The following is a 19793-nucleotide window of genomic DNA, read 5'->3' as shown; positions in this document are numbered from 1 at the left end:
CACGTTAAGGGGCGCCTATAGCGGCGCCCCTGGCTCGTGACCTCAAAAGATACGCATTATAGCCTAGAACAGCACCGGCAGGCTCGTAAGAGACCGCAATGTGCTGCGGTTATACGTCAACTGCTCCGGCGCGACGGCCAAGCGCAGATGGGGCAGACGCCGCAGCAGCGTGCCGAAAGCGATCTGGCCCTCCAGCCGTGCCAGCGGAGCTCCCAAGCAGAGATGGATGCCCTTGCCGAAGGCAAGATGCTCGTTCTCTTCCCGCGTGATATCCAATGCCTCGGGATTGGAGAAGCGATGCGGATCCAGATTGGCGCCCGCCAGCGAGACCAGAACCATCTCTCCTTCGCGGATTTTATTGCCGTGCAGCGTGAGATCCTCTGCGGCAAAACGGCTGCCGATGATGACGGGTCCCGCATAGCGCAGCAGCTCCTCGACGGCGGAGGGGAGCAGGGACGGATCGCTGCGGAGTAAGCCCATTTGCTCGGGATGCTGCAGCAAAGCCAAGATGCCGTTGCTGATCAGATTTACCGTCGTTTCGTGCCCGGCGACAATGAGCAGCCAAATGGTCGAAATCAGCTCGTTCTCGCTTAATTGATCTCCTTCATCGTAAGCTTGAACCAGGCCGCTCGTTATGTCGATGCCGGGATGCACGCGCTTTTCGGCCAGCAACGTTTTGATATATTCAACAAACTTATCGAGAGCAGCACCAACGTCATCCGCTTGATTCGGATCCAAGGAAGCGCTCAAGAGCTCACGGGTCCATTCGCGGAATGGGTTCCGATCGGCAGCGGGAATACCCAGCATCTCGGAAATGACGGTCATAGGGAGCGGATAGGCAAAATCCGTAATCAGGTCCATCCTCCCCCGCTCCTGCACAGCATCCAGCAGCTCGTCGGCAATCTGCTGGATACGGGGACGCAGGCTCTCGATCGTTTGAGGCGTGAAGGCTTTGGATGCCAGCCTGCGCAAGCGGGTATGATCCGGCGGATCGACCGTCAGCATATTCGGCATCTGCTTCGTCCATTCCATGAATTTGTTCAGGGACGCGTTCTCCTGAACGGATTTCCGTTGATCCTGCGGTGGAGCGAGGTTCCGGATATCTTTGACAAAACGAGGGTCCTTGAGGATCGCAACGACATCGTCATGACGGAAAGCGACCCATGCCGCTCCCATCCCGAAAAAGTCATCAAGACGGTAGAGAGGCTCTTGCTGCCCGGCAAGCCGCTTATAGAACGCAATGAATTCACGCATCGTCTCGGGTGAGGCAAAATCGCCGCCAGTGATCTTCTCCATATCACTTACCCCTTTCCTTTACTCTGCAATTCCATGCCGGATCATGCTGAAAAACCGGTTCATCTCATCGAACAGACGTTCAGAAGCCTCGTCATCCATCATACTGATACCCGTGTAGGCCGCTGAGAACTTATTTTCGAAATGCTTCGATGTGATCATAATCAGCTCGAACGCCTGCTTTCGGTCTACCCCGTTCCGAAGGGGAACGGCTTCAAATAACTGCTCCAACACTCGATTCCTCTCGGCAATCGCTTGGCCGTACTTTTCCTCGATCTCCTGTCTCAATTCATCCGGCGGCGAATAAAAAGCTCCGTATACTAGTTTCAATTCATCGGGATGCTTGCGAAAGTAGTCGAGCTTGATGCGTCCAAGTCTGTCGATCGCTTCAAAAAAATCGTCATACTCCAAAATCACGTCAAATCGCATCGCCGTCCTGACCTTCTCGAAGCAATGCTCCAGCAGGCTGAGATACAGCTTCTTTTTGCTGGTGAAATGATGAAAGATCAACGCCTTGGAAATGCCGGCTGCCTCCGCCAGCATCTCCGTCGAAGTGCTTTTAAACCCATAGCGCGCAAAAACAGACAAACAGGCCTCGAGGATTTTTTCCCGTTCGTACAGCTGTAAAGGCAGATGCTTCACTTCCCTTCAACGTTGCTGACCAATTGGTTAGTAACATTGTATTATATGCTGACCAGTTGGTCAATATGTCTGAATGCCCAGCTTTTCTAACGTGCCTCTCCTCTATGCTGCGTTCGTGCAAATTCGGCTTTTCATGCCTCTTTGCATGCACTATAATACGGTAGATAACAATAATTCAAACGATCAAAAGGGGAACTTCAATGTCGCGAATCATCCAAGTTCATGAGAGACCGCCCTTCTGGAAGAGCCTGCCGCTGGGGCTGCAGCATCTATTTGCCATGTTCGGATCGACGGTGCTTGTGCCCATCCTGTTCAAGGTCGACCCGGCCACGATCCTGTTGATGAACGGTATCGGAACCTTGCTGTACCTCTTCATTACCAAGGGGAAAATTCCCGCTTACCTCGGCTCCAGCTTCGCCTTTCTATCGCCCGTTTTTGTCGTCCTGGCGGAAAAAGGGTATAACGCCGCGCTCGGAGGCTTTCTGGTGGTCGGTGTCATCTTCACCATCGTCGCCCTGCTGATCCGTTATACGGGAACGGCCTGGATCGATGTCGTATTCCCTCCGGCTTCCATGGGAGCGATTGTCGCGGTGATCGGGCTCGAGCTCGTTCCGACGGCTGCCAAGATGGCCGGCTTCATCGCTCCGGATGGAGCGCCCGCCGGTTGGTCCCCGGATACCACGGCCGTTACAGTCTCCGTGGTCACGATGCTGGTCGGCGTGCTTGGCTCGGTGTTGTTCCGCGGAATTTTCAAAATCATTCCGATCCTGATTGCCATCGTCGTCGGCTATGTGCTGTCCAACGTGCTCGGGCTTGTGCATGTACAAGAGGCGATCGGCGCAGCCCACTGGCTGACGCTGCCTACCTTCTATACGCCGGCTTGGGATTGGACGAGCATCGCCATTATCGCCCCTGCCGCGCTGGTGGTCATCGCCGAGCATATCGGTCACCTGATTGTAACCGGCAATATTGTCGGCAAAGATCTGTCCAAGGACCCGGGACTCAGCCGGTCATTGCTCGGCAACGGCGTCTCCACCGTGATCTCCGCGGCGGTAGGCTCCACCCCCAATACGACGTATGGAGAGAATATCGGCGTCATGGCGATCAGCCGCGTCTATTCCGTCTGGATCGTCGGTCTGGCGGCGATCATGGCTATCGTCCTATCCTTCGTCGGCAAGCTGTCGGCACTGATCCAAACGATTCCCGTCCCGGTAATGGGTGGCGTTTCGCTGCTGCTGTTCGGCGTCATTGCCGCATCCGGCATCCGCATGCTGGTCGAGACGAAGGTCGACTATTCCAAGCCAGCGAACCTGATCCTGACTACGGTTGTGCTGGTCGTCGGTCTAAGCGGGGCGACGTTCAAATGGGGGCATCTTGAACTGAAGGGCATGGCGCTTGCCACAGTCGTGGCGATTCTGCTCAGCCTGGTGTTCAAATTGTTCGATGTTCTGAAGTGGTCGAACGATACAGATTAAGAAACGCGCAAAGGGCGCTGCCCGAAAGGTTTGCTTAGACCTTCGGACAGGCCCTTTTGTTTTGCGGTGCGACGTTTCCCATTATAAACAAAGCCTCCCGAGGGGATAGAGAGTTCCGGACAAAGGCACAATACGGTTGTGTTCTTTGAACAACACTCATTCCTAAGGAGGCCTGATTTCGAATGACTACCAAAAAAGAAGCCGTAACTCAAGAACAAATCGCGGATAAGGTTAAGGCTGAAGTGGCTAGTGAATTGACTCCGCTGGAAAACCAGCTTAACCAGATCCAAAGAATTTTAACTCAAGTCCAAAACCCTTCTTCCCAAAGCTCCGCTTCGACGAGCTCCAATCAAAACCAGCAGCAGCTTGGGCAGTTGGTCAACCAAATGAACCAATTCAACCAACAAGTGCAAAGCCAGCAAAAGCAAGCCATTCAACAGCTTCAACAATCCATTCAGCAAGCTAACCAAACGTTGAACCAAGCGAACCAAACCGTTCAATCGTTCCAAATGCTGAGCCAAATGCAGCAGCTGATCCAACAATCTCAGCAGCAAGCGAATCAAATGAATCAGCAGAACCAACAAAATCAACAGAATCAAATGAATCAAATGAATCAAATGAATCAACAAAGCTTCAACCAAAGCAGCTTCAATATGAATCAAACTCACTAATCATTCCTTCTGCATTTATGCGGGTTGCGTTGCGACGTAACCCTCTTTTTTAGAGAATGTCGAATACAAAGGGGAAATGATGGGGATGTTAATTACGGCTTTTATCTTTATCATGATTGCTGTTGTCATTGGTATTATTTTCTTGAGAAACTTTGCCAAGCAAGTAGTCGATCACGAGGATCGTTCGCATTGGGAGCATCCTCATCGCCTGAAGGAAGCGGCGAGTATAGAAGCGGCTCAGGAGCTTCACCCATTCGAAGAAACAAAACGTATTGCTCATAGTAAGATTGAGCCGGACAAAAACAGAAGTCACCTTCAAGTTGTGCCCGATATCCGGGAAGGTAAGACGAAAAGCAGCGTGCAACCTGTTACGCCCAAAGTCGATGCTAAAGTTAAAACCAACGTGCAGCCTGTTACGCCGAAGGTCGACGCCAAAGCTAAAACCAACGTACAACCTGCTACGCCGAAGGTCGATGCCAAAGCGAAAACCAACGTGCAGACTGTCACGCCTAAGGTCGACGCCAAAGCTAAAACCAACGTGCAACCTGTTACGCCTAAAGTCGATGCTAAAGCTAAAACCAGCGTGCAGACTGTCACGCCTAAGGTCGACGCCAAAGCTAAAACCAACGTGCAACCTGTTACGCCTAAGGTCGACGCGAAAGCTAAAACCAACGTGCAACCTGTTACGCCTAAGGTCGACGCGAAAGCTAAAACCAACGTGCAGACTATTACGCCTAAGGTCGATGCCAAAGCCAAAACCAACGTACAGCCTTTTTCTTATAGTCAGATTCCGAGCAATATTCCAGCTTCGTTTACTGCTAATGAACAGCCATATCAGCCAACTTTAAGTCAAAGCATGGATTCCGCAGCCATGATTCCCTTAACTTTGGAAAAACAATTGGACAATATTGAACTCACAGAGAACAAGCTTCAAATTAACGTATATCATAACCTTGTCCAACAGTTGGAGGAAGCTTCAGCAGTATTAGCGCAAATCGACGAACAGATTCAATTTATCGAATTAACGAACTCTATTGATGATGAATTTACTAAATTAAGTAAGATTACGGAACATCAAGAGAACAGGGCATAAACACCTAGCATGCGGGCCCGCGCCAGGTGTTTCATACTCTTAACTTACGTTTTGTTTCGCTGCAATGAAGATAATGGCTAACAGACCATGGACGGCCAATACCCCAATGAGACAGTGCACAAGAAATGCGATGTCTGGAAGGAAAAGACCTACTGTTCTCCATGAAACGCCCATACTATAAGTAAATAAGGGGACCAGCCCAGCGGCAATGATCACAGAAAGCGCACCCGAACATACCCACAATGGTTTATTTACCGCCGTTTTGCGCTGCAGGCGGATGAAACTGATTACGGCTACCGCAGCAAACAAGATGACAACCCCGAGCGTCATCCACTGCGTGCTGGCGTTCATTTCCGCCAATTGTGGCTTCTCACCCTTCATGATGGAGCGGATTCCTTCCATGATGCTTAAATACGCAACGGCTTCCGTTTCATGGTATTTATTCATCAGTAGAACGGCGCCCAGCTCCTGCTCGGGCATAATAAACAGCTCCGAGCGGTATTCCGGCGTTGCCCCTGTATGATAAGGATACTTCTCCCCCGATCTCGGGAAGTGCCAGCCCAGACCATAGCGTCTGTTAGATTCCGGGGGCGTGCGCAATTGCTTCAGACCATGTTCCGATATCAATTCCCCGCCGTACAGCATGAATTTGATGAATTTGGCCAGATCACCAGAGCTTGACGACATATACCCGTAAGGAGCTCCCGATGGGTCATACAGCCCGTCGCCTTTCACCGGTTTGCCGAACCATGAACGATAGCCCGGCACGAATCCTTTGCTAACCGCGCTTTCATAATCGGCAGAAGTATGGTTCATGCCAAGCGGCGAAAAGATTCGGGTATCCATAAATGCAGAGAATGACTGGCCCGATACCGCCTCAACAATAGCTCCCAAAAGCAAATAGTTCGCCGAATTATACTCATAGGCCTCGCCCGGAGTACGGCTCAGCTTGACCCCGCTCAGCTCAGCAGCCGCTTGCGCAATCCCCTTTTCCCGATCGCGATCTTCCCGGTCCGTCACCTTCATGCCGTCATAAGCGTCGATCCCGCTCGTTTGCTCCAATAGATGGCGCACCGTTATCGATTTGCCGCTATCTGTTTGATACGTGAACCAAGGGAGGTACGTCTCGATCGGTTCCTCCAGCTTGAGCTTGCCTTCCTCCGCCAACATCATCATGGCAAGAGCCGTCAGCGGCTTGCTGACCGAGCCGATCAGAAAAGTCGTGTCTGCCGTGACAGCTGATCCGTCGCTCATGGTCCCCCAGCTTTCTTGATAGACGGTCTGCCCGCGATGCACGATCGCCAGCGAAGCCCCCGGAATATGATATTTCGCCAGCGCTTCGTTCATCAATGCGTTGATTTGTCGGGCCGTATCACGATCGCGCTCTTCGGCGGCTAGAGAAAAAGAAGGAGCCGCGAGCAGAAAGAGGAGTAGACTGATGACGATCCTTTTCATCGGCTCTCCCCTTCAGTCTTGCTTACATAAAGCCCAAGAAGCTCGATCAACAATCGATACGACCGGTCAAGGTCAAACTCGTCGTCGACGATTTTCTGGAGCGCCAGTCCGTCGAAGCAGGCCAATAGGATACTTGCAAGGGCCGAGGCGTTAGCGGAATCGCCCACCAAGTGCTGCAGCGGCTCAGAAAGACTCTCCCTACCGCTCTTGAGAATCGACGCGACTTCCCGTTCCAGATGACCGCTCTCGCTTTTCAGCCCGAGCGAATACAGCTCATACCGCCAGCGGTACCAGTCGGGATTTTCCTCCGCTCTGGATTTGATTTCAAGCAGCGTAGCTTCGGGGGTTACGGCATCTTCCGGCTGCCCGTCATATTGCTTTTGGTAACGCTGCTGGACCTCTTCCTGTACGGAAAGCAGCAGCTCCTCTTTATTTTTAAAATAATAATGAACCAGCCCCGACGTCATCCCGGCCTCGCTTGCAATATCTTTGATCGATGCGTTGAGATACCCTTTTTTGACGAATACTTTATAAGCCGCGTCGATTAATCGTTGTCTTTTCTCCTGTGTGCTCATCCAATCCCGCCCTTTTCTTGGTTGGTCAACCAACCAAATTATAAGGACGGTGTGGCGCAATGTCAATCGTTGGACGCTGCCGCAAGGCAGTTTGACGGATTTCCTTGCATCCATTTGCGAAAAAATCTCATATCTTTCGAGAAAATAATAGGAGCCCCGGACCGACATCCAGGACTCCTTTTTTATATGGTGTTTAGCACCCGACACCCGACCCATCTATAGGTTGGTTCCTAATCAATTGACTAACCCATGATTGTGACACTCCTAAGATTTCGGCTAGTTTTCTCTGCGAAGCTTCCGGATTTTCCTTCATCGCTTTATGCAGCCGATCCAATAGTTCTTTTCTTCTTTTGGTAATTTTTTTTTTACCTTTTTCTTCTCGTTGACACGTTCACGTTCCACCCGTGCTAAGAACACTTGAAGCGCCGGAAGGCTTTGGATACAGGGCATACAAATATAAAATTTTTTGAAGTAAATCGTTTGTTCCTTACCAGAGCAAAACAAACATTCATTGCAGTGATATCTATAAACCATAATCGCCTTTCTCTTGTCATCGCAGAAATACTCTGTCTTCACGTCGGGATTAAGATTCAACATACGCCTAAGCTCCGTAGGAATTACGATTCTACCTAAATTGTCCACCACTCTAACAATTCCTGTTCTTCTACCCTCTTGCATAAACACACCTCAAACCATAACGATTTCTAGCTCGCACACCGCATTTTTCGAATTTGAGCAATTAACACGTATGTATCTAATTGTTGACTCAATCGAACCATCGATTCACTCGTTAAGCTTTCGCCTTGTTGCACTGCCCTGTCCATTTTCTGTAGGATGGCTTTCATTGCGTGATGTAATATCTCGTCGCTGCAATCTGCTACTGGACTATTCACCGTTCCTCCTCCTAAAAATATTTTTCATAATATAAGTCTAAAACATTTTTCTCATTTTCCATTTAATCCAACAAATGAGAAACGTTTTTACTCTTAAAAAGAAAAAAACAGGCAAATATGCCTGTTCATTTGTTCTATCTATATTATCGAATCAGCAAATAGAAAAAGAGAAGCTTTTTTCACAAATCACTTTCCTCCCTCATTTAACAATAAGAGATTTTTTTGCACCACGTTTTTATATGCCTCGTTGAAATTATATATATAAAGCCCCTGATTAAGTATTATTGAGTTTTGGATAAATAATAAAAATACATATATATCCTTTTCTTCAAAAGCGTTAATCCTTTTTAAATATTGTACACTAGTAACGAAGCTTTTTACTCCTTCATCTATTAAACCAATAGATACCTGATAATATCCTTTGTGTCGAAAATATTTCGCTAGAGCTCTGTAAACATTAGGGCCATCAGGACACGTATTTATTATTTCATTCTCTCTTTCTAAAAGTTTCGAGCACGCATCAAAATTATCTACCTTTAAATAAATCTCAAAAAGTTCGTCTACTATATGTAAACGAAACCGCGGACTAAACAGCCTAAGATTCTCTTCAAGTAAGGGGACTGCAATTTCGTACTCACCTTTTCTTGCTTTTATTATTGCACGTGTATGCTTAACCGCCTCGTAAACAAAATCGTACTTGTATTTTTCAAAACCGTCTAATAACTCTTCAACCTTATCATAGTTTTTCAAAGCCGAATAAGAATTTATCATGGACAGATGCGCTCTTGCCTTTAATTCTGATTCATTTTTTTCAAGCACCATCCCATTTTCAGCAAACTCAATACATTCTCTATATTTTTTTATAGCATAAGCATGTAAAGCCATCCTATAGTGATAGATTACGTTTTCATCGTTAGTTAAGAAGTTGGTATAATGTGCTATTTCTAGACCTTGTTGGAAGGATTGGTCAATACGTTTGAGATCAGCCCTTTCGATCAAATACTTCTGTAGTAAGCCTTTTGCAATATAGTTCATAACGCCATGTTTTCTCGAATATTTCACAATGACGTTATACAATCCTAATCTTAAGCTAGAATCACTAACCTCTTGCGTAAAGTAATAAAGTCGTTGCAAAGAGTCTTCCGTTTCGTTGCTAGGGTTTTCAAGAACACGCAACGCGACTTTGGAAGCTAGCGATGGCTTCTCGCTTGACAATACATCTTGCAGAACTTCATATAAAACTTCCGATCGATTTTCTATTGTGATGTAGCATTCTATGAGTTCTTGATAAATTTCAGGGAAAGCACTCGTGATCGCTTTTAGTGTTTTAAATTCAGGGCGCTTGGTCGATCCTTTTTCGAGTTTATGAAGTACAGGTTTACCCACACCCGTTAACTCCTCAAGTTCTGCATATGTCAAGTTTTTCTCTTTTCTAAGTTGGAAGATGATATCGGAGATAGTTTTGATGTGATTTAAAATATCAGCCATATACACAACCTTCCTTTTTATTCTATTATTTTACATTTGTTAATTATAGCAAAGTCAGTTTCATCTGACAATGAACTGTTTTTCGATAATCGCCTAATTCTTACATGAAATACAGCGATTCGATAAAATTTTACAAAGTAGAAGCGATTGTTTGGTAATCACTGTAATTACTTTGCTTATATCAAGTAATCAAGAGAATAAAAAATAAACACCAATTCCTATCCCATATTTTGTAACATTATGATATTTTTAGATTGTTCAATTTGATGCGCACAAATTGTTCAGAAAAAAAAGGGAGGAATATCCATGAAAAAGTTTTGGAAAGTATCTGCAAACGCCGTTCTCGCCGCTGCGCTCGTCAGCTCCGTCGCCTTGGTGACACCTGCACAAGCTGCTACTGTGTCGCAAGAAACAAGCCAAGTGAGCCAAGTCAACAAGAACCTGAAGACAAACGTTTTGGAGAACATTTCTGCCATGTCTGCATATATTACAACAGGGGAAGATGGCTTGGTTCACATTGACCAAAACGCTGTTAATGTGGTTGGAAAAGAAACTTTTGATGTCTATGCAAAGGGTGTTGCTTCACTGAATACTGCTATCAGTGCCGGAGATATCAAGGTGAAGGACGGAATCCTCCAAGTTGATAAGTCCCAGCTATCTAATCCAAGCGCTCCCCAGATTTCCCCAACGGTTTACGGCAATTTTTATTGGTGGGGTTACGCGTTAACTTTGAGCGATCAGGAATCGAAACAACTCGCTTTTAACTTGAGGAATGCCGGTACTACGATAGCTGCCGCTGCTGCAATTTCTGGACTCATCCCAACCCCGCCGACGCAGCTTGTACGGGCCATCTCAATTGTAATTTCTGCTGGTTATCACACTGTTGCCAATGACATAAGCTTTAAAAATAATGGGAATGGTGTTACAATAAACATACACTATGCAGCATACTTTGTAATTTCGTCCAATTAATCCCTTTTAAAAGGGGGTGACAAGGTGATATTCTCGGTCACAGTGATCATGTCATGCATGATGCTGGGGTATGCGATTTTGGGGCTTCTGTTCCTAAGATTCTTGCTCAAAAGGTTTTCGGTAAACGTCCCTTACATTGTTGCTTCTTTCATTCTCATGGGAATTTTGCTCTTTCAACAGGTTTATCAAGGAAGAGTGATAATGGGCAGCATATTCATTATGGTTTTAATTGCTGCATTTGTATTGGACATGGTTTCGAAGCAATCTAAAAAATCGGGCTAAGAACTTGCTTTCCCCCGTCGCTATGTGACGGGGTTTTTTACTATTGCTCCAGTTGCCCCGATGCTTTCCGCTTTTCTGGACCTTTTTGTTTTTCAGCGCATATAATATTCCTATTTAAAGGAATTCGAAACAAATGTTTACTTTCACTCGTCTATGTTTTAAAATAATCATTTACTTTTCCTGAATTGAAGGGAGATTTCCGATGTTCAAATCAGTTTATTGTTTTGTTTCTTGGAGTTATTGTCATGTTAACTTCGGCATGTCAAACTTCGCTCCCAACACCTAAGGATGTAAAAGAACCAGTGAAGCAAGAAGCGACTGCAAGTGATGAAAAAATATCGAAACAGGTAAACTATATTAAAAGCAGTCTGAAATTAGGCATGACGCAAGAAGAGGTTACATCATTATTTGGAGATAGGTTCATCGACGTAGAGGATAACGGAGATTTAGAAAACGGGGGCGACATCTTTTGGCTATACCGTTTCTTTAAGCAAAATGACTATAAATCCGCTTTTCCTGATTATGTAGTCGATAAAGAGGGTCTGAAGGAGAGAAAGGTAGGCGCTGATTTATTCATAGCGTGGAAAAGCAAAAAGGTTCATTTGTATTCAGTTTCCTATGTACAGGGATCAGATAATCAAGTTCATCAATACGTCGTAAAACCAGACGGAACTATAGAAGATGGGCCGCTATCTTGAATGTAGCGTCTGGCCTGCCTTTAGGTGCCGTTTCATCGCTTTGAAAACCTTAAAAAATATAAAAGGTTATTGTACAAATCGACACTGAATACATGTGTCTTGGAACATTGTTCGTTTCAGTTTGGGCGTTTTTGCTGGCGACACGATAAACCAAACGATTAGCGCTCTCTTGATGACCTCGGTTCTGGCACATCTAAGAAAGCTCAAATTGGAAACAAAACGGTAGACAATTGGGTTACGTTGTAATCAGTGGTCAATACGATGAAGGGGTTCACTGCTTTGAAGCTTTGGGTGATGGAGATTTTGTTAATTACTCTAAAGCAAAACTTCATGTTGCCTTCTTCAATGGATGGCGCGATCCAGGTAATCAACGTCCTTGATAAAACAAAACAGCGTGCATCCTTCATAAAGGTTGCACGCTCAACAGCTATACAAATTAAGAAAATTGTTATTTCCCCACCTTTATGCGTAGGAGTTTTTTAATTATTATCAATATTATGGTATTACTGTGTATAAGGAAAGGAAATGATGATATGAGCAGGAGAACGGCCGGGGTTGTTCTTTTAGCTATTTCTGCTTTTCTTACAGGAGTCAAATACTTAACTGCATCCATTTATTCAACATCATCACCTGGCACTGTTTATGGCCCAGATTCTTTCAAACAATGGTTAGATTATGTAGGGGGGAATTTAACCACTTACAGTATAATCACTCTAATCGTCGGAATTATTTACCTGATTCTTGCTGAGATTTATGATTTCGACAAAAAATAAGCTTATTCGTTGAGTAATGCGCGCGTTTTTAAAATTTTCATCTCAACTTATTAGGTTATTTCCCATTGAAAACCTTAAAAATAATAAATGGTTTTTTGTACAAATCCAATGGTCTATTGGTTTCCAATGGACAACTGGATCGGATCATTGGGAAAAACCAGGGACTGTAAATAAAAGCTTCTAGGTGAACCAAAGTAAACAAAAGTAAACAAAAGACTGCTCTGGTCGAGCGGTCTTTTGTTTACGATTTTTGACACAGGACTTAGGAATGTAAGCTACAACTATAAAAATCAAGTTTAAGGAGGGCACATGAATAAAAGAAGAACATGGATTATTTTGGGCCTTTTAATCCTGAGCATTGTCACCATACTGTATTTAAAATTCAACGAGAACGATAAATTCAATATCATTTCCACCTATGTTAACAATAACGTAACCTTTGACAAAGACTCTCTTCAGACGTATCCGGAAGATAAACTTGAAGTTGTTTTCTGTACTGATAAAACGCAAAAAACTCACATTTTTCTACTAAAAAACAATAAAGTTCTTACTTCCACTTCGTTTGTAAATGCACCCTTGAATGAAAAGAAGGTCGATTGGCAAATTTCTAAGAACCCGCAGTTAAATTATTTGCTATTATCCGGGAGATTGAACGATGCGATCGAATCTCTTGAGGTAAATGGATCTAAACCACAAGACCTAAAAATAATACAATATAATCATGAGAAAATGTTCTACAGTTTGTCGGAGGATATTAGAGAACCGATTGATATTCAAGCCAAAGATAAAGACGGGAACATCGTTTATAAAACACTGCCCTAGTACCTTGGATCAAAATCGAAGGAAAAGCCTGCTCTGCTTCTTGTCGCTTTGCATCCGATTCCTTTCTTACGGCACTCTTAGCCTTTGTTCCCGGTGCTCAGGCTGGAGCAATCGCCGCCGCTGTTATTTCAGCCGGAGTGCTCATGATGGCAAACTCCATGTCATATTGGAATCAAGGGAGAGGAGTAACACTAAACCTCCATTGGTTTCCATTTGTTTACTATGAAGCGACACCAAACAATTAATGTAATATAATGACAATAAAAGGAGGGATGGAACATGTTTGGACCAACAGCGCTAATCATCGGATTTCTTTTATTGTCTGCATTGGTTATCGTACTTGGTGTAAAGCTTGTGCTAAGAAGTAGTCCAAAGAAAGCTGACTTGGTATTGTTAGGCATAACATTCCTTTTCATAATTGCGGCTGCAATTTCTTCTTTTTATGAGAAACTCAATACAGGAATTCCAATTTTCCTACTCTCAATTGCGTTAATTGTGATTGGAACAAGAACTTATAAACAAAAATCGAAGTAATGAATGAAAAAGAAAAAAGGAAGGCAGACTTTGGTCTGCTTTCCCCAGGCTGTTCTATTGTTCTAGTAGCGGTTCCGATAATTTGGACACCAAGTACAAAATATATCCTGCATGGTAAGGTCGGGTGAGGCCTCTTTTCATTTTTTGAACAGAATTTCGCCCGTCTCTGTGGAAATGTTGAGCGTTGCACTCTCGGATTGAGCCTCACCCACATATCCATGAAGTTCATTGGAAACAACCGTTTTGGTATTTGTTGCTTTTTCAAGAGAAACCTGATTATCAATATTCCCTAGTTTTGCTGATAGACTTACATTTAGAGGTGCTAGTTGATTAGGTAGATCGAATTCGACTTTACCAAGGTTAGTAGATATGTTACTGCTTTTCTTGCCAATTACATCCTTTACAGTGATGTCGCCGGAGGTACTGGAGCTCACATTTAAGTGTTGGACCGACAGTTCTGATTCAACGGATATGTTGCCAAGTCCGTTATCTATCTCAAGGGAGTTGAAGTCTTTATAAGGAAGACGGATTGTTAACGATGGCAATGGCCCCGTATTTATGCTTATCTTTTGTTTCTGTTTAAGCATAATCAGTAATGTTCCATCTTGGATCGACGTAGTCACGTCGGTATCTTTTGAATTGTCCTTGGATAGTTCCCATTCTGCTTGATTGATTTGTTTGTCGCCTATGACTGTAACTGTAGCAACGTCACTCTTGATTTTTAGGGAATGAATGTTATTTACATCAATTTGAGAATTATCCCCTTTTACTGAAGAGTTTTGCTGGGACGAACTTGGTGTACTAGTGACGGAGGATTCTTTCGTACATCCGGCGAGTACGATACTGGCAGCGGCCAGGAGAACCATAGCTAACTTCATGTTGTTATTCAAAATGTTTATCTTCCTTTCTTCTGCATGAGATGTGTTGAATATACTCTCCCAAGTTAACGAATATCGATTTGATCAATTTTGCGAATCGCCATGTATCCGACCGCTATGCCAATCGCGGCTAGCAGAATTGGAACAATAATAATGTCATTCAAGCTGAATCCGCCACCGTCCGAGCTGGTCAGCAATACCATGATGACGGAGGATACAATGGTCGTCGGAATAGAATATTTGCGCATCCCGAAGTAGAGCGGAATCAGCGCCGTGAAGCTTGCTGCCAGCGCATAGAAGCCTGATTTCGCAGCATGCTGCAACACGAGCGTCAGCGTCAGTTCATCCGATACGAAATGTGTGAATGAGTTGACGACAAAATACAACGTACTTAAAATAATCGTGGAAGCCACGATACATAGAAAGGTGAACGCGATCACGACCATAAGCTTAGCCGCAATGATTTTATGACGTTTGATCGGGTACATGAACAAGACGGTAATCGTCTTATGATTGAACTCATCGATGACGAATCGCCCCAGCAAGACGGCCGCGAAAATAGTAAATGTCCCTCTCACAAGTACACCTATCTTAGAAAGCACGCTGCTATAATCTTCAAATACGTTTATGCCGTGCATCTTCGGCGAATAGCTTACCAATATCATGAATCCGAAAATGATCAGAGTAGCGATCACAGCGCTGCGAATATACCCCATAATCTTAAATTTTCTTAGCTCCAGCTTCATCAAATTAAGCATGTACTCCACCTCCATTCAACACTTGCAAAAAGTAATCCTCTAACGAGCCGCTTCGTTTATGAATCGAATCAATAACCACTTCGTTCATGATCAAGATTTTAGTAATTTCGCTTTGCGCCATATGCTGGTCATAGATTCGTATGAATTGATTGTCGATGACTCGGATATTGTTCAATTGAAGTTTATCCGTTAAGACATAAGCAGCTCGGCTGCAATCCGTCGTCATGATCTCGATGTAATTCGTCGTCTCGTGGCGAATTTCGTCCATCGCAATCTCTTGCAGTAACCGACCGCCTTGAATGACGCCAATTGTATCCGCAATTTGCTCGATCTCGCCTAGAATGTGACTGGAGATCAATAGCGTCGTGCCATATTCCTTGCACAACATGCGGAATACGTCTCTTAACTCTTTGATCCCTAGCGGATCGAGTCCATTGATCGGTTCGTCGAAAATAAGCAGCTCCGGTTTGGTCGTAATAGCGCGGGCGATCCCCAGGCGTTGTTTCATCCCGAGCGAGAAGGTCTTTACTTTCTTCTTGCCCGTATCGACCAGATTCACAAGTTCCAGCGCTTCATCAATCGCCTTCTTGTTGTAGTACCCCATATAATCGCAATGCAGTTCCAGATTCTCGCGGGCTGTCAGCTTATCATAGAACACCGGGTATTCAATAATTGTTCCCATGCGTCCCAGAAGATGATAGGAATTCGGCATTAGCTTCTCTCCAAATATTTCGATCTCCCCACTCGTCGGCTTGACGAGATTCGTAATCATCTTCATCACTGTCGTTTTTCCTGCGCCGTTGGGACCCAAGAATCCGTAGATTTCGCCTTTCTTCATATTCATATTGACATTCGAGACGACTTCCTGCCCTTGAAAGTCCTTTGTCAATCGATTCGTTCGTACGATATGCTCCATATTCTTTTCTCCTCTCGCTCTCTCATAACTATATCTTACAGGACGTAATCTTCTTTTTTCTTACTTCACTCTTACGAATTTCTTAAGCGAACTCTATGTGCGATGATGCTCATGAAAAAACTCATGAAATGAGTTAACCCTCCTCAATTCATGAGCTAGTATTGTACTTTTTTCAATTGAACGGTAAACACTGTTAACTCATAAGGCTTGCTGCGGAGGTGGATGGACCCGCCCATACTCTCCACCAACCGCTTCGTAATGGTAAGACCCAATCCGCTGCCTTGATAGAACTTATTCCGCGAATCTTCCAGCGTATACATCCGTTCAAACACATGATCGATATGCATCGCATCAATGCCCTTTCCCCGGTCCCATATATCCACATAGACAGAAGATTCATCTTCCCGGAGCGTCAAACCGAGCTGCTTGCCGTGATTGCCATATTGAATGCTGTTCGAGATCAGATTGTTCAGCACGCGGTGCAGCGCCTCATCATTACCGAAGCCATAAATCGGGTGATCCGGGATCTCGATATGGACGAGGTAATCTTGCTCCGCAAGAATGTCGTAATAAGCCAGAATCGTCGTGCCGCAACGTTCATTCATGAGAATTCGGGTCATCGGCATATCTTGATCCCCGGACTCCAGCTTAGCCAAATCGAAGAAATCATGAATGAGCACCAACGTCTCTTGGGTTTTGACATACACTTTGCCCAGCAAACGTTCGCGCTCCTCTGCAAGCATCGCCGGATCGAGATGGAGCATCTCAATATAACCCAGTATGACGGTCAAGGGGGTCCTCAGATCGTGCGAAATATTCGATACCATCTTTTTCATCGATATTTCCATTTTGGCATAGTTAGAGTACATCTGATGCTGCGCCTCCAAGAGCCGGTTGATCTCCATCAGCAGCGCTTTGAACTCCCGGTCGTTCGTCATGAGCAATAACTTCTCATGGGTAGCGAGGGATGATATGCGTTCGATCTCTGATCGCAACCGGCGCAATTGCTTGCGGTGGCCCGCGCGATTAACAGCCAGATATATGACTAAACAGATAAGAATCGCGATTATCATCAATAGAATGAGCGTCATCTTAGCGACCTTCCCACTTGTAGCCAATACCCCATAGCGTCTTAATATACCGCGGCTCTGACGGGTTATCTTCTATCTTGTCCCGCAGCCTGCTCATATGAACATTAATGACGTTCTCGTCGCCGTAATACTCATCGTTCCATACCTTCGCGTAAATTTGGGCTTTCGTAAAGACGCGATTGGGATGCGCTGCGAATAGTCGCAGAATCTCGAACTCTTTGGATGTCAATTTTATCGGCTCCTCGTGCTTGAAGACGGCGAAATTATCGAAATCGATCCGTAAATCGCCCATGCTCAGGATGTTATGCTTCGGCGCAACCTTCGTCTCAACGCTCGCGTATTGCGTCGCCCGCCGGATGATCGCCTTCAGTCTCGCAGACAATTCGATCATCGAGAAAGGTTTCTCAATGTAGTCGTCTGCACCGAACCCGAGGCCTAACGCCTTGTCGATGTCGCTGTCCTTCGCGGACATAATCAAGATCGGCACATGGCTGTAAGCCCGAATGCGGCGGATGACTTCCATTCCATCGATCTTGGGCATCATAAGATCGACGAGTAACAGATCAAATTGCCCCTGCGCCTGCTCGAATTTCCGAAGTCCCTCGTCGCCATCCCCGGCAACGGTCACCGCATATCCTTCTTTCGTTAAATAAGTCTCAACCATTTCTACAATGGCTTGATCATCTTCCATAATGAATATCGAATGATTTATAACGAACAATCCTCTCTACGCTTGCTATGACTTTTTATTTCATTAGTATAACAAAAAAGCAAGCTCATTATAATCCGATCATCCCAAAACTGAACCGATTACATTAAAAAAAACATCATTCACAGACTTACTGAATTCATCATACATGGAAGAGGGCTGCTGTATTAAAAAACGCCCTGAAACGAAAAAAACAATCCCTAAACAATATATTGTCTAAGGATTGTTTTTTTAAATGTACGGAGGACCCTATTAAGCCATGAAATTCAGGGCTCCAAATCTATTTATTCTTCAATTCAATTTTAAATACATCACCCGCTTTTCCGCCAAAAACGATCATCCCACCTTCAGGCAGTACTACCGAATGATTGTTAGTTACCTTTGAGAGGTTTACAGACATTCCATTCTTGTCGTAAACGGCAAATCCCCCACTTACCGGAGTCTTAACGTTCATGACTCGATTGGCTGATTTTTCATCAATTTTATACCATATAGCCTGACCATTGGATGGTATGATGCAGAATGAATCATTCCCTTCATAAATGGGTTGAATAGCATCTTCATCGATATAAGAGAATCCATCAATCTTTAAATACTCCGTATGCCCCTCTTTATAAAAGTTGAGATCAAATAAATCTCTTCCCATCATAATCGGAATTTGGACAGCATTTACTGCTTGATTCTCATTAACAATTTTAGTTCCATTTGCGTATCCATGATCCATATCAACGGATATTTTCTTAGATATCAGTGGCGCGGCCAGATAAAATATAGAATTTATCTTTTCATCCACCGCATAATAACTTTTTCCGTTTCTATTTTCCCATACCTTTTTAGTTGTTTGTTGGAGTGGATTGGAATCCAGCTTTTGATAGGCATAGAACACCATCATGGACTGACCTAATCCTTCATTCGTATAGGCTTTAAGCTTCACATATGTTTTTCCATTTGTTTGTTTGTCAAAGCTTACTGTTACACTGCCATCTTTGTTTTTGAATTGTCCATCGCCCGTATACACATAGGTTTGTGCGGGTATCAACCCTCCGAATTGTGCAGGTAACTCAATCTCTCCGTCCTTAATCTCTATATTAATGGTTGAATCCTTTGTACCATAAAAGCCAGCATAAGAAAGCAATTCAGACGGCATGTTCACCTTCAAGGCAGGTTTAAATGTTTTCTCGGGTAGAATTTCCTTAATATGCCCCTGGTCTTTTAAGTATTCTAATAAAACTTTAGTTACAAATGTAGCATTGAATCCTGAAGACCCTCCTGAAGAAAGCACAGCCATAGAAATATGATGTTCTGGTAGTGCAATCAAGAAACCGTGATAATTAGTGGTGTCTCCACCTTTGGATAATGCCGTTATTCCGTAATCATCAAACTCTGGCAAGCTAACCGTGTCCCAACCAAGACCATAGTTAAAGGCGTTCGTTTTTTCAGGAACCCATATTCCTCTTTTATATTCAGGACTTTGCATGGCTTTGGCTGATTGTTTAGATAGAACGTCTGTTCGATCACCCATTAATATTTCTGCAAACTTAGTTACGTCTTCTGCAGTTGAGTAGAGCCCGCCTGCCCCAAGGGTGTTAACATTCTCAATGGGTAAAGCCTGATTCATCGTAGGGAAGTAAATTTTGGCTAACCTTTCTCTATCAAATTGATCACGTGGTGTTTTAGTTGAGCTTAAATTCAGAGGCGTGCTCACATATTTCGCAAGGAATTCGGTATAGCTCATACCGCTCACTCGTTCAATCATGATTTCAAGCAGACCAAAC

At 44.5% G+C, this 19793-nt stretch carries 21 protein-coding genes; 9 read left to right on the top strand and 12 right to left on the bottom strand.

The genetic code is table 11. From position 1 onward, the window contains the following. Window positions 1-63 precede the first annotated feature (63 nt). Together KQX66_RS30190 and KQX66_RS30185 are read right to left on the bottom strand one after the other, a co-directional pair. Window positions 64-1296 (bottom strand): cytochrome P450 family protein, encoded by a 1233-nt coding sequence (locus KQX66_RS30190; RefSeq protein WP_216796978.1) that lies wholly within the window; start codon window positions 1294-1296, stop codon window positions 64-66. An 18-nt stretch (window positions 1297-1314) separates the two neighbouring features. Then, a complete protein-coding gene (locus KQX66_RS30185; RefSeq protein WP_308647301.1) occupies window positions 1315-1935 on the bottom strand; it encodes a TetR/AcrR family transcriptional regulator in 621 nt (206 codons plus the stop codon). A gap of 200 nt (window positions 1936-2135) precedes the next feature. On the opposite strand from KQX66_RS30185, the gene uraA reads away from it, so the two are divergent. From uraA to KQX66_RS30170, 3 genes are all read left to right on the top strand, one after another. Beyond that, window positions 2136-3410 carry a uracil permease gene (uraA, locus tag KQX66_RS30180; protein ID WP_216796976.1) on the top strand — a complete coding sequence of 425 codons (1275 nt, stop codon included), beginning with the start codon at window positions 2136-2138 and terminating at the stop codon, window positions 3408-3410. Between the two features lie 182 nt (window positions 3411-3592). Further along, window positions 3593-4081, top strand: coding sequence for a hypothetical protein (locus KQX66_RS30175; RefSeq protein ID WP_216796974.1), 489 nt, complete (start codon window positions 3593-3595; stop codon window positions 4079-4081). 85 nt (window positions 4082-4166) lie between these two features. Then, entirely contained in the window at window positions 4167-5174 is a 1008-nt protein-coding gene (locus KQX66_RS30170; RefSeq protein ID WP_216796972.1) for a hypothetical protein, read from the top strand. Between the two features lie 39 nt (window positions 5175-5213). On the opposite strand, the gene KQX66_RS30165 is transcribed toward KQX66_RS30170, so the two are convergent. The 4 genes from KQX66_RS30165 to KQX66_RS30145 form a co-directional block, all read right to left on the bottom strand. Then, entirely contained in the window at window positions 5214-6629 is a 1416-nt protein-coding gene (locus KQX66_RS30165) for a serine hydrolase domain-containing protein (protein ID WP_216796970.1), read from the bottom strand. Beyond that, window positions 6626-7204, bottom strand: coding sequence for a TetR/AcrR family transcriptional regulator (locus tag KQX66_RS30160; protein WP_216796968.1), 579 nt, complete (start codon window positions 7202-7204; stop codon window positions 6626-6628). Before KQX66_RS30160 ends, KQX66_RS30165 begins: the two co-directional genes overlap by 4 nt. Window positions 7205-7513: 309 nt before the next feature. Further along, window positions 7514-7801, bottom strand: coding sequence for a hypothetical protein (locus KQX66_RS37585; protein ID WP_253957543.1), 288 nt, complete (start codon window positions 7799-7801; stop codon window positions 7514-7516). A gap of 482 nt (window positions 7802-8283) precedes the next feature. Next, window positions 8284-9585: a helix-turn-helix domain-containing protein gene (locus KQX66_RS30145; RefSeq protein WP_216796966.1), complete on the bottom strand. Its 1302-nt coding sequence runs from the start codon at window positions 9583-9585 to the stop codon at window positions 8284-8286. A 306-nt stretch (window positions 9586-9891) separates the two neighbouring features. Here KQX66_RS30145 and KQX66_RS30140 point away from each other — a divergent pair, with 306 nt between their 5' ends. The 6 genes from KQX66_RS30140 to KQX66_RS30115 all read left to right on the top strand — a co-directional run bounded on the left by KQX66_RS30140 (window position 9892) and on the right by KQX66_RS30115 (window position 13666). After that, window positions 9892-10557 (top strand): hypothetical protein, encoded by a 666-nt coding sequence (locus tag KQX66_RS30140; RefSeq protein WP_216796964.1) that lies wholly within the window; start codon window positions 9892-9894, stop codon window positions 10555-10557. A gap of 527 nt (window positions 10558-11084) precedes the next feature. After that, window positions 11085-11537, top strand: coding sequence for a hypothetical protein (locus KQX66_RS30135; RefSeq protein WP_216796951.1), 453 nt, complete (start codon window positions 11085-11087; stop codon window positions 11535-11537). 279 nt (window positions 11538-11816) lie between these two features. Further along, on the top strand, window positions 11817-12020 hold the full coding sequence (locus tag KQX66_RS30130; protein ID WP_216796949.1) for a hypothetical protein: 204 nt from the start codon (window positions 11817-11819) through the stop codon (window positions 12018-12020). A gap of 50 nt (window positions 12021-12070) precedes the next feature. Beyond that, window positions 12071-12310: a hypothetical protein gene (locus KQX66_RS30125; protein ID WP_063185423.1), complete on the top strand. Its 240-nt coding sequence runs from the start codon at window positions 12071-12073 to the stop codon at window positions 12308-12310. A gap of 309 nt (window positions 12311-12619) precedes the next feature. Further along, entirely contained in the window at window positions 12620-13132 is a 513-nt protein-coding gene (locus KQX66_RS30120) for a hypothetical protein (protein ID WP_216796947.1), read from the top strand. A gap of 279 nt (window positions 13133-13411) precedes the next feature. Continuing rightward, window positions 13412-13666, top strand: coding sequence for a hypothetical protein (locus KQX66_RS30115; protein ID WP_216796945.1), 255 nt, complete (start codon window positions 13412-13414; stop codon window positions 13664-13666). Window positions 13667-13803: 137 nt separating this feature from the next. On the opposite strand, the gene KQX66_RS30110 is transcribed toward KQX66_RS30115, so the two are convergent. From KQX66_RS30110 to KQX66_RS30085, 6 genes are all read right to left on the bottom strand, one after another. Continuing rightward, window positions 13804-14556 (bottom strand): DUF4097 family beta strand repeat-containing protein, encoded by a 753-nt coding sequence (locus tag KQX66_RS30110; protein WP_216796936.1) that lies wholly within the window; start codon window positions 14554-14556, stop codon window positions 13804-13806. Window positions 14557-14609: 53 nt separating this feature from the next. Then, window positions 14610-15302, bottom strand: coding sequence for an ABC transporter permease (locus KQX66_RS30105; protein WP_216796934.1), 693 nt, complete (start codon window positions 15300-15302; stop codon window positions 14610-14612). Next, the gene (locus tag KQX66_RS30100) at window positions 15295-16218 is read right to left on the bottom strand and encodes an ABC transporter ATP-binding protein (RefSeq protein ID WP_054973046.1); all 924 of its coding nucleotides are present in this window, start codon (window positions 16216-16218) and stop codon (window positions 15295-15297) included. The genes KQX66_RS30105 and KQX66_RS30100 overlap by 8 nt, the downstream gene beginning before the upstream one ends. A 155-nt stretch (window positions 16219-16373) precedes the next feature. Then, the gene (locus tag KQX66_RS30095) at window positions 16374-17309 is read right to left on the bottom strand and encodes a HAMP domain-containing histidine kinase (protein ID WP_216796932.1); all 936 of its coding nucleotides are present in this window, start codon (window positions 17307-17309) and stop codon (window positions 16374-16376) included. 1 nt (window position 17310) lies between these two features. Further along, window positions 17311-18000, bottom strand: coding sequence for a response regulator transcription factor (locus tag KQX66_RS30090; RefSeq protein ID WP_157261554.1), 690 nt, complete (start codon window positions 17998-18000; stop codon window positions 17311-17313). 298 nt (window positions 18001-18298) lie between these two features. Beyond that, window positions 18299-19793, bottom strand: a 1495-nt coding sequence (locus KQX66_RS30085; RefSeq protein WP_216796924.1) for a serine hydrolase domain-containing protein, incomplete at its 5' end; no start/stop codon positions are given.

The sequence above is a fragment of the Paenibacillus oleatilyticus genome (assembly GCF_018998565.1).
GTDB lineage: Bacteria > Bacillota > Bacilli > Paenibacillales > NBRC-103111 > Paenibacillus_G > Paenibacillus_G oleatilyticus.
Note: the sequence above shows the minus strand (reverse complement) of the source record. Positions and strands in the feature narration are given on the sequence as shown.

Bases quoted from the DNA above. Each gene is read 5' to 3' on its own strand.
- KQX66_RS30190 (WP_216796978.1), bottom strand. From the start codon at position 1,296: ATGGAGAAGATCACTGGCGGCGATTTTGCCTCACCCGAGACGATGCGT.
- uraA (WP_216796976.1), top strand. From the start codon at position 2,136: ATGTCGCGAATCATCCAAGTTCATGAGAGACCGCCCTTCTGGAAGAGC.
- KQX66_RS30175 (WP_216796974.1), top strand. From the start codon at position 3,593: ATGACTACCAAAAAAGAAGCCGTAACTCAAGAACAAATCGCGGATAAG.
- KQX66_RS30170 (WP_216796972.1), top strand. From the start codon at position 4,167: ATGTTAATTACGGCTTTTATCTTTATCATGATTGCTGTTGTCATTGGT.
- KQX66_RS30165 (WP_216796970.1), bottom strand. From the start codon at position 6,629: ATGAAAAGGATCGTCATCAGTCTACTCCTCTTTCTGCTCGCGGCTCCT.
- KQX66_RS30160 (WP_216796968.1), bottom strand. From the start codon at position 7,204: ATGAGCACACAGGAGAAAAGACAACGATTAATCGACGCGGCTTATAAA.
- KQX66_RS37585 (WP_253957543.1), bottom strand. From the start codon at position 7,801: ATGTTGAATCTTAATCCCGACGTGAAGACAGAGTATTTCTGCGATGAC.
- KQX66_RS30145 (WP_216796966.1), bottom strand. From the start codon at position 9,585: ATGGCTGATATTTTAAATCACATCAAAACTATCTCCGATATCATCTTC.
- KQX66_RS30140 (WP_216796964.1), top strand. From the start codon at position 9,892: ATGAAAAAGTTTTGGAAAGTATCTGCAAACGCCGTTCTCGCCGCTGCG.
- KQX66_RS30135 (WP_216796951.1), top strand. From the start codon at position 11,085: ATGTTAACTTCGGCATGTCAAACTTCGCTCCCAACACCTAAGGATGTA.
- KQX66_RS30125 (WP_063185423.1), top strand. From the start codon at position 12,071: ATGAGCAGGAGAACGGCCGGGGTTGTTCTTTTAGCTATTTCTGCTTTT.
- KQX66_RS30120 (WP_216796947.1), top strand. From the start codon at position 12,620: ATGAATAAAAGAAGAACATGGATTATTTTGGGCCTTTTAATCCTGAGC.
- KQX66_RS30115 (WP_216796945.1), top strand. From the start codon at position 13,412: ATGTTTGGACCAACAGCGCTAATCATCGGATTTCTTTTATTGTCTGCA.
- KQX66_RS30105 (WP_216796934.1), bottom strand. From the start codon at position 15,302: ATGCTTAATTTGATGAAGCTGGAGCTAAGAAAATTTAAGATTATGGGG.
- KQX66_RS30100 (WP_054973046.1), bottom strand. From the start codon at position 16,218: ATGGAGCATATCGTACGAACGAATCGATTGACAAAGGACTTTCAAGGG.
- KQX66_RS30095 (WP_216796932.1), bottom strand. From the start codon at position 17,309: ATGACGCTCATTCTATTGATGATAATCGCGATTCTTATCTGTTTAGTC.
- KQX66_RS30090 (WP_157261554.1), bottom strand. From the start codon at position 18,000: ATGGAAGATGATCAAGCCATTGTAGAAATGGTTGAGACTTATTTAACG.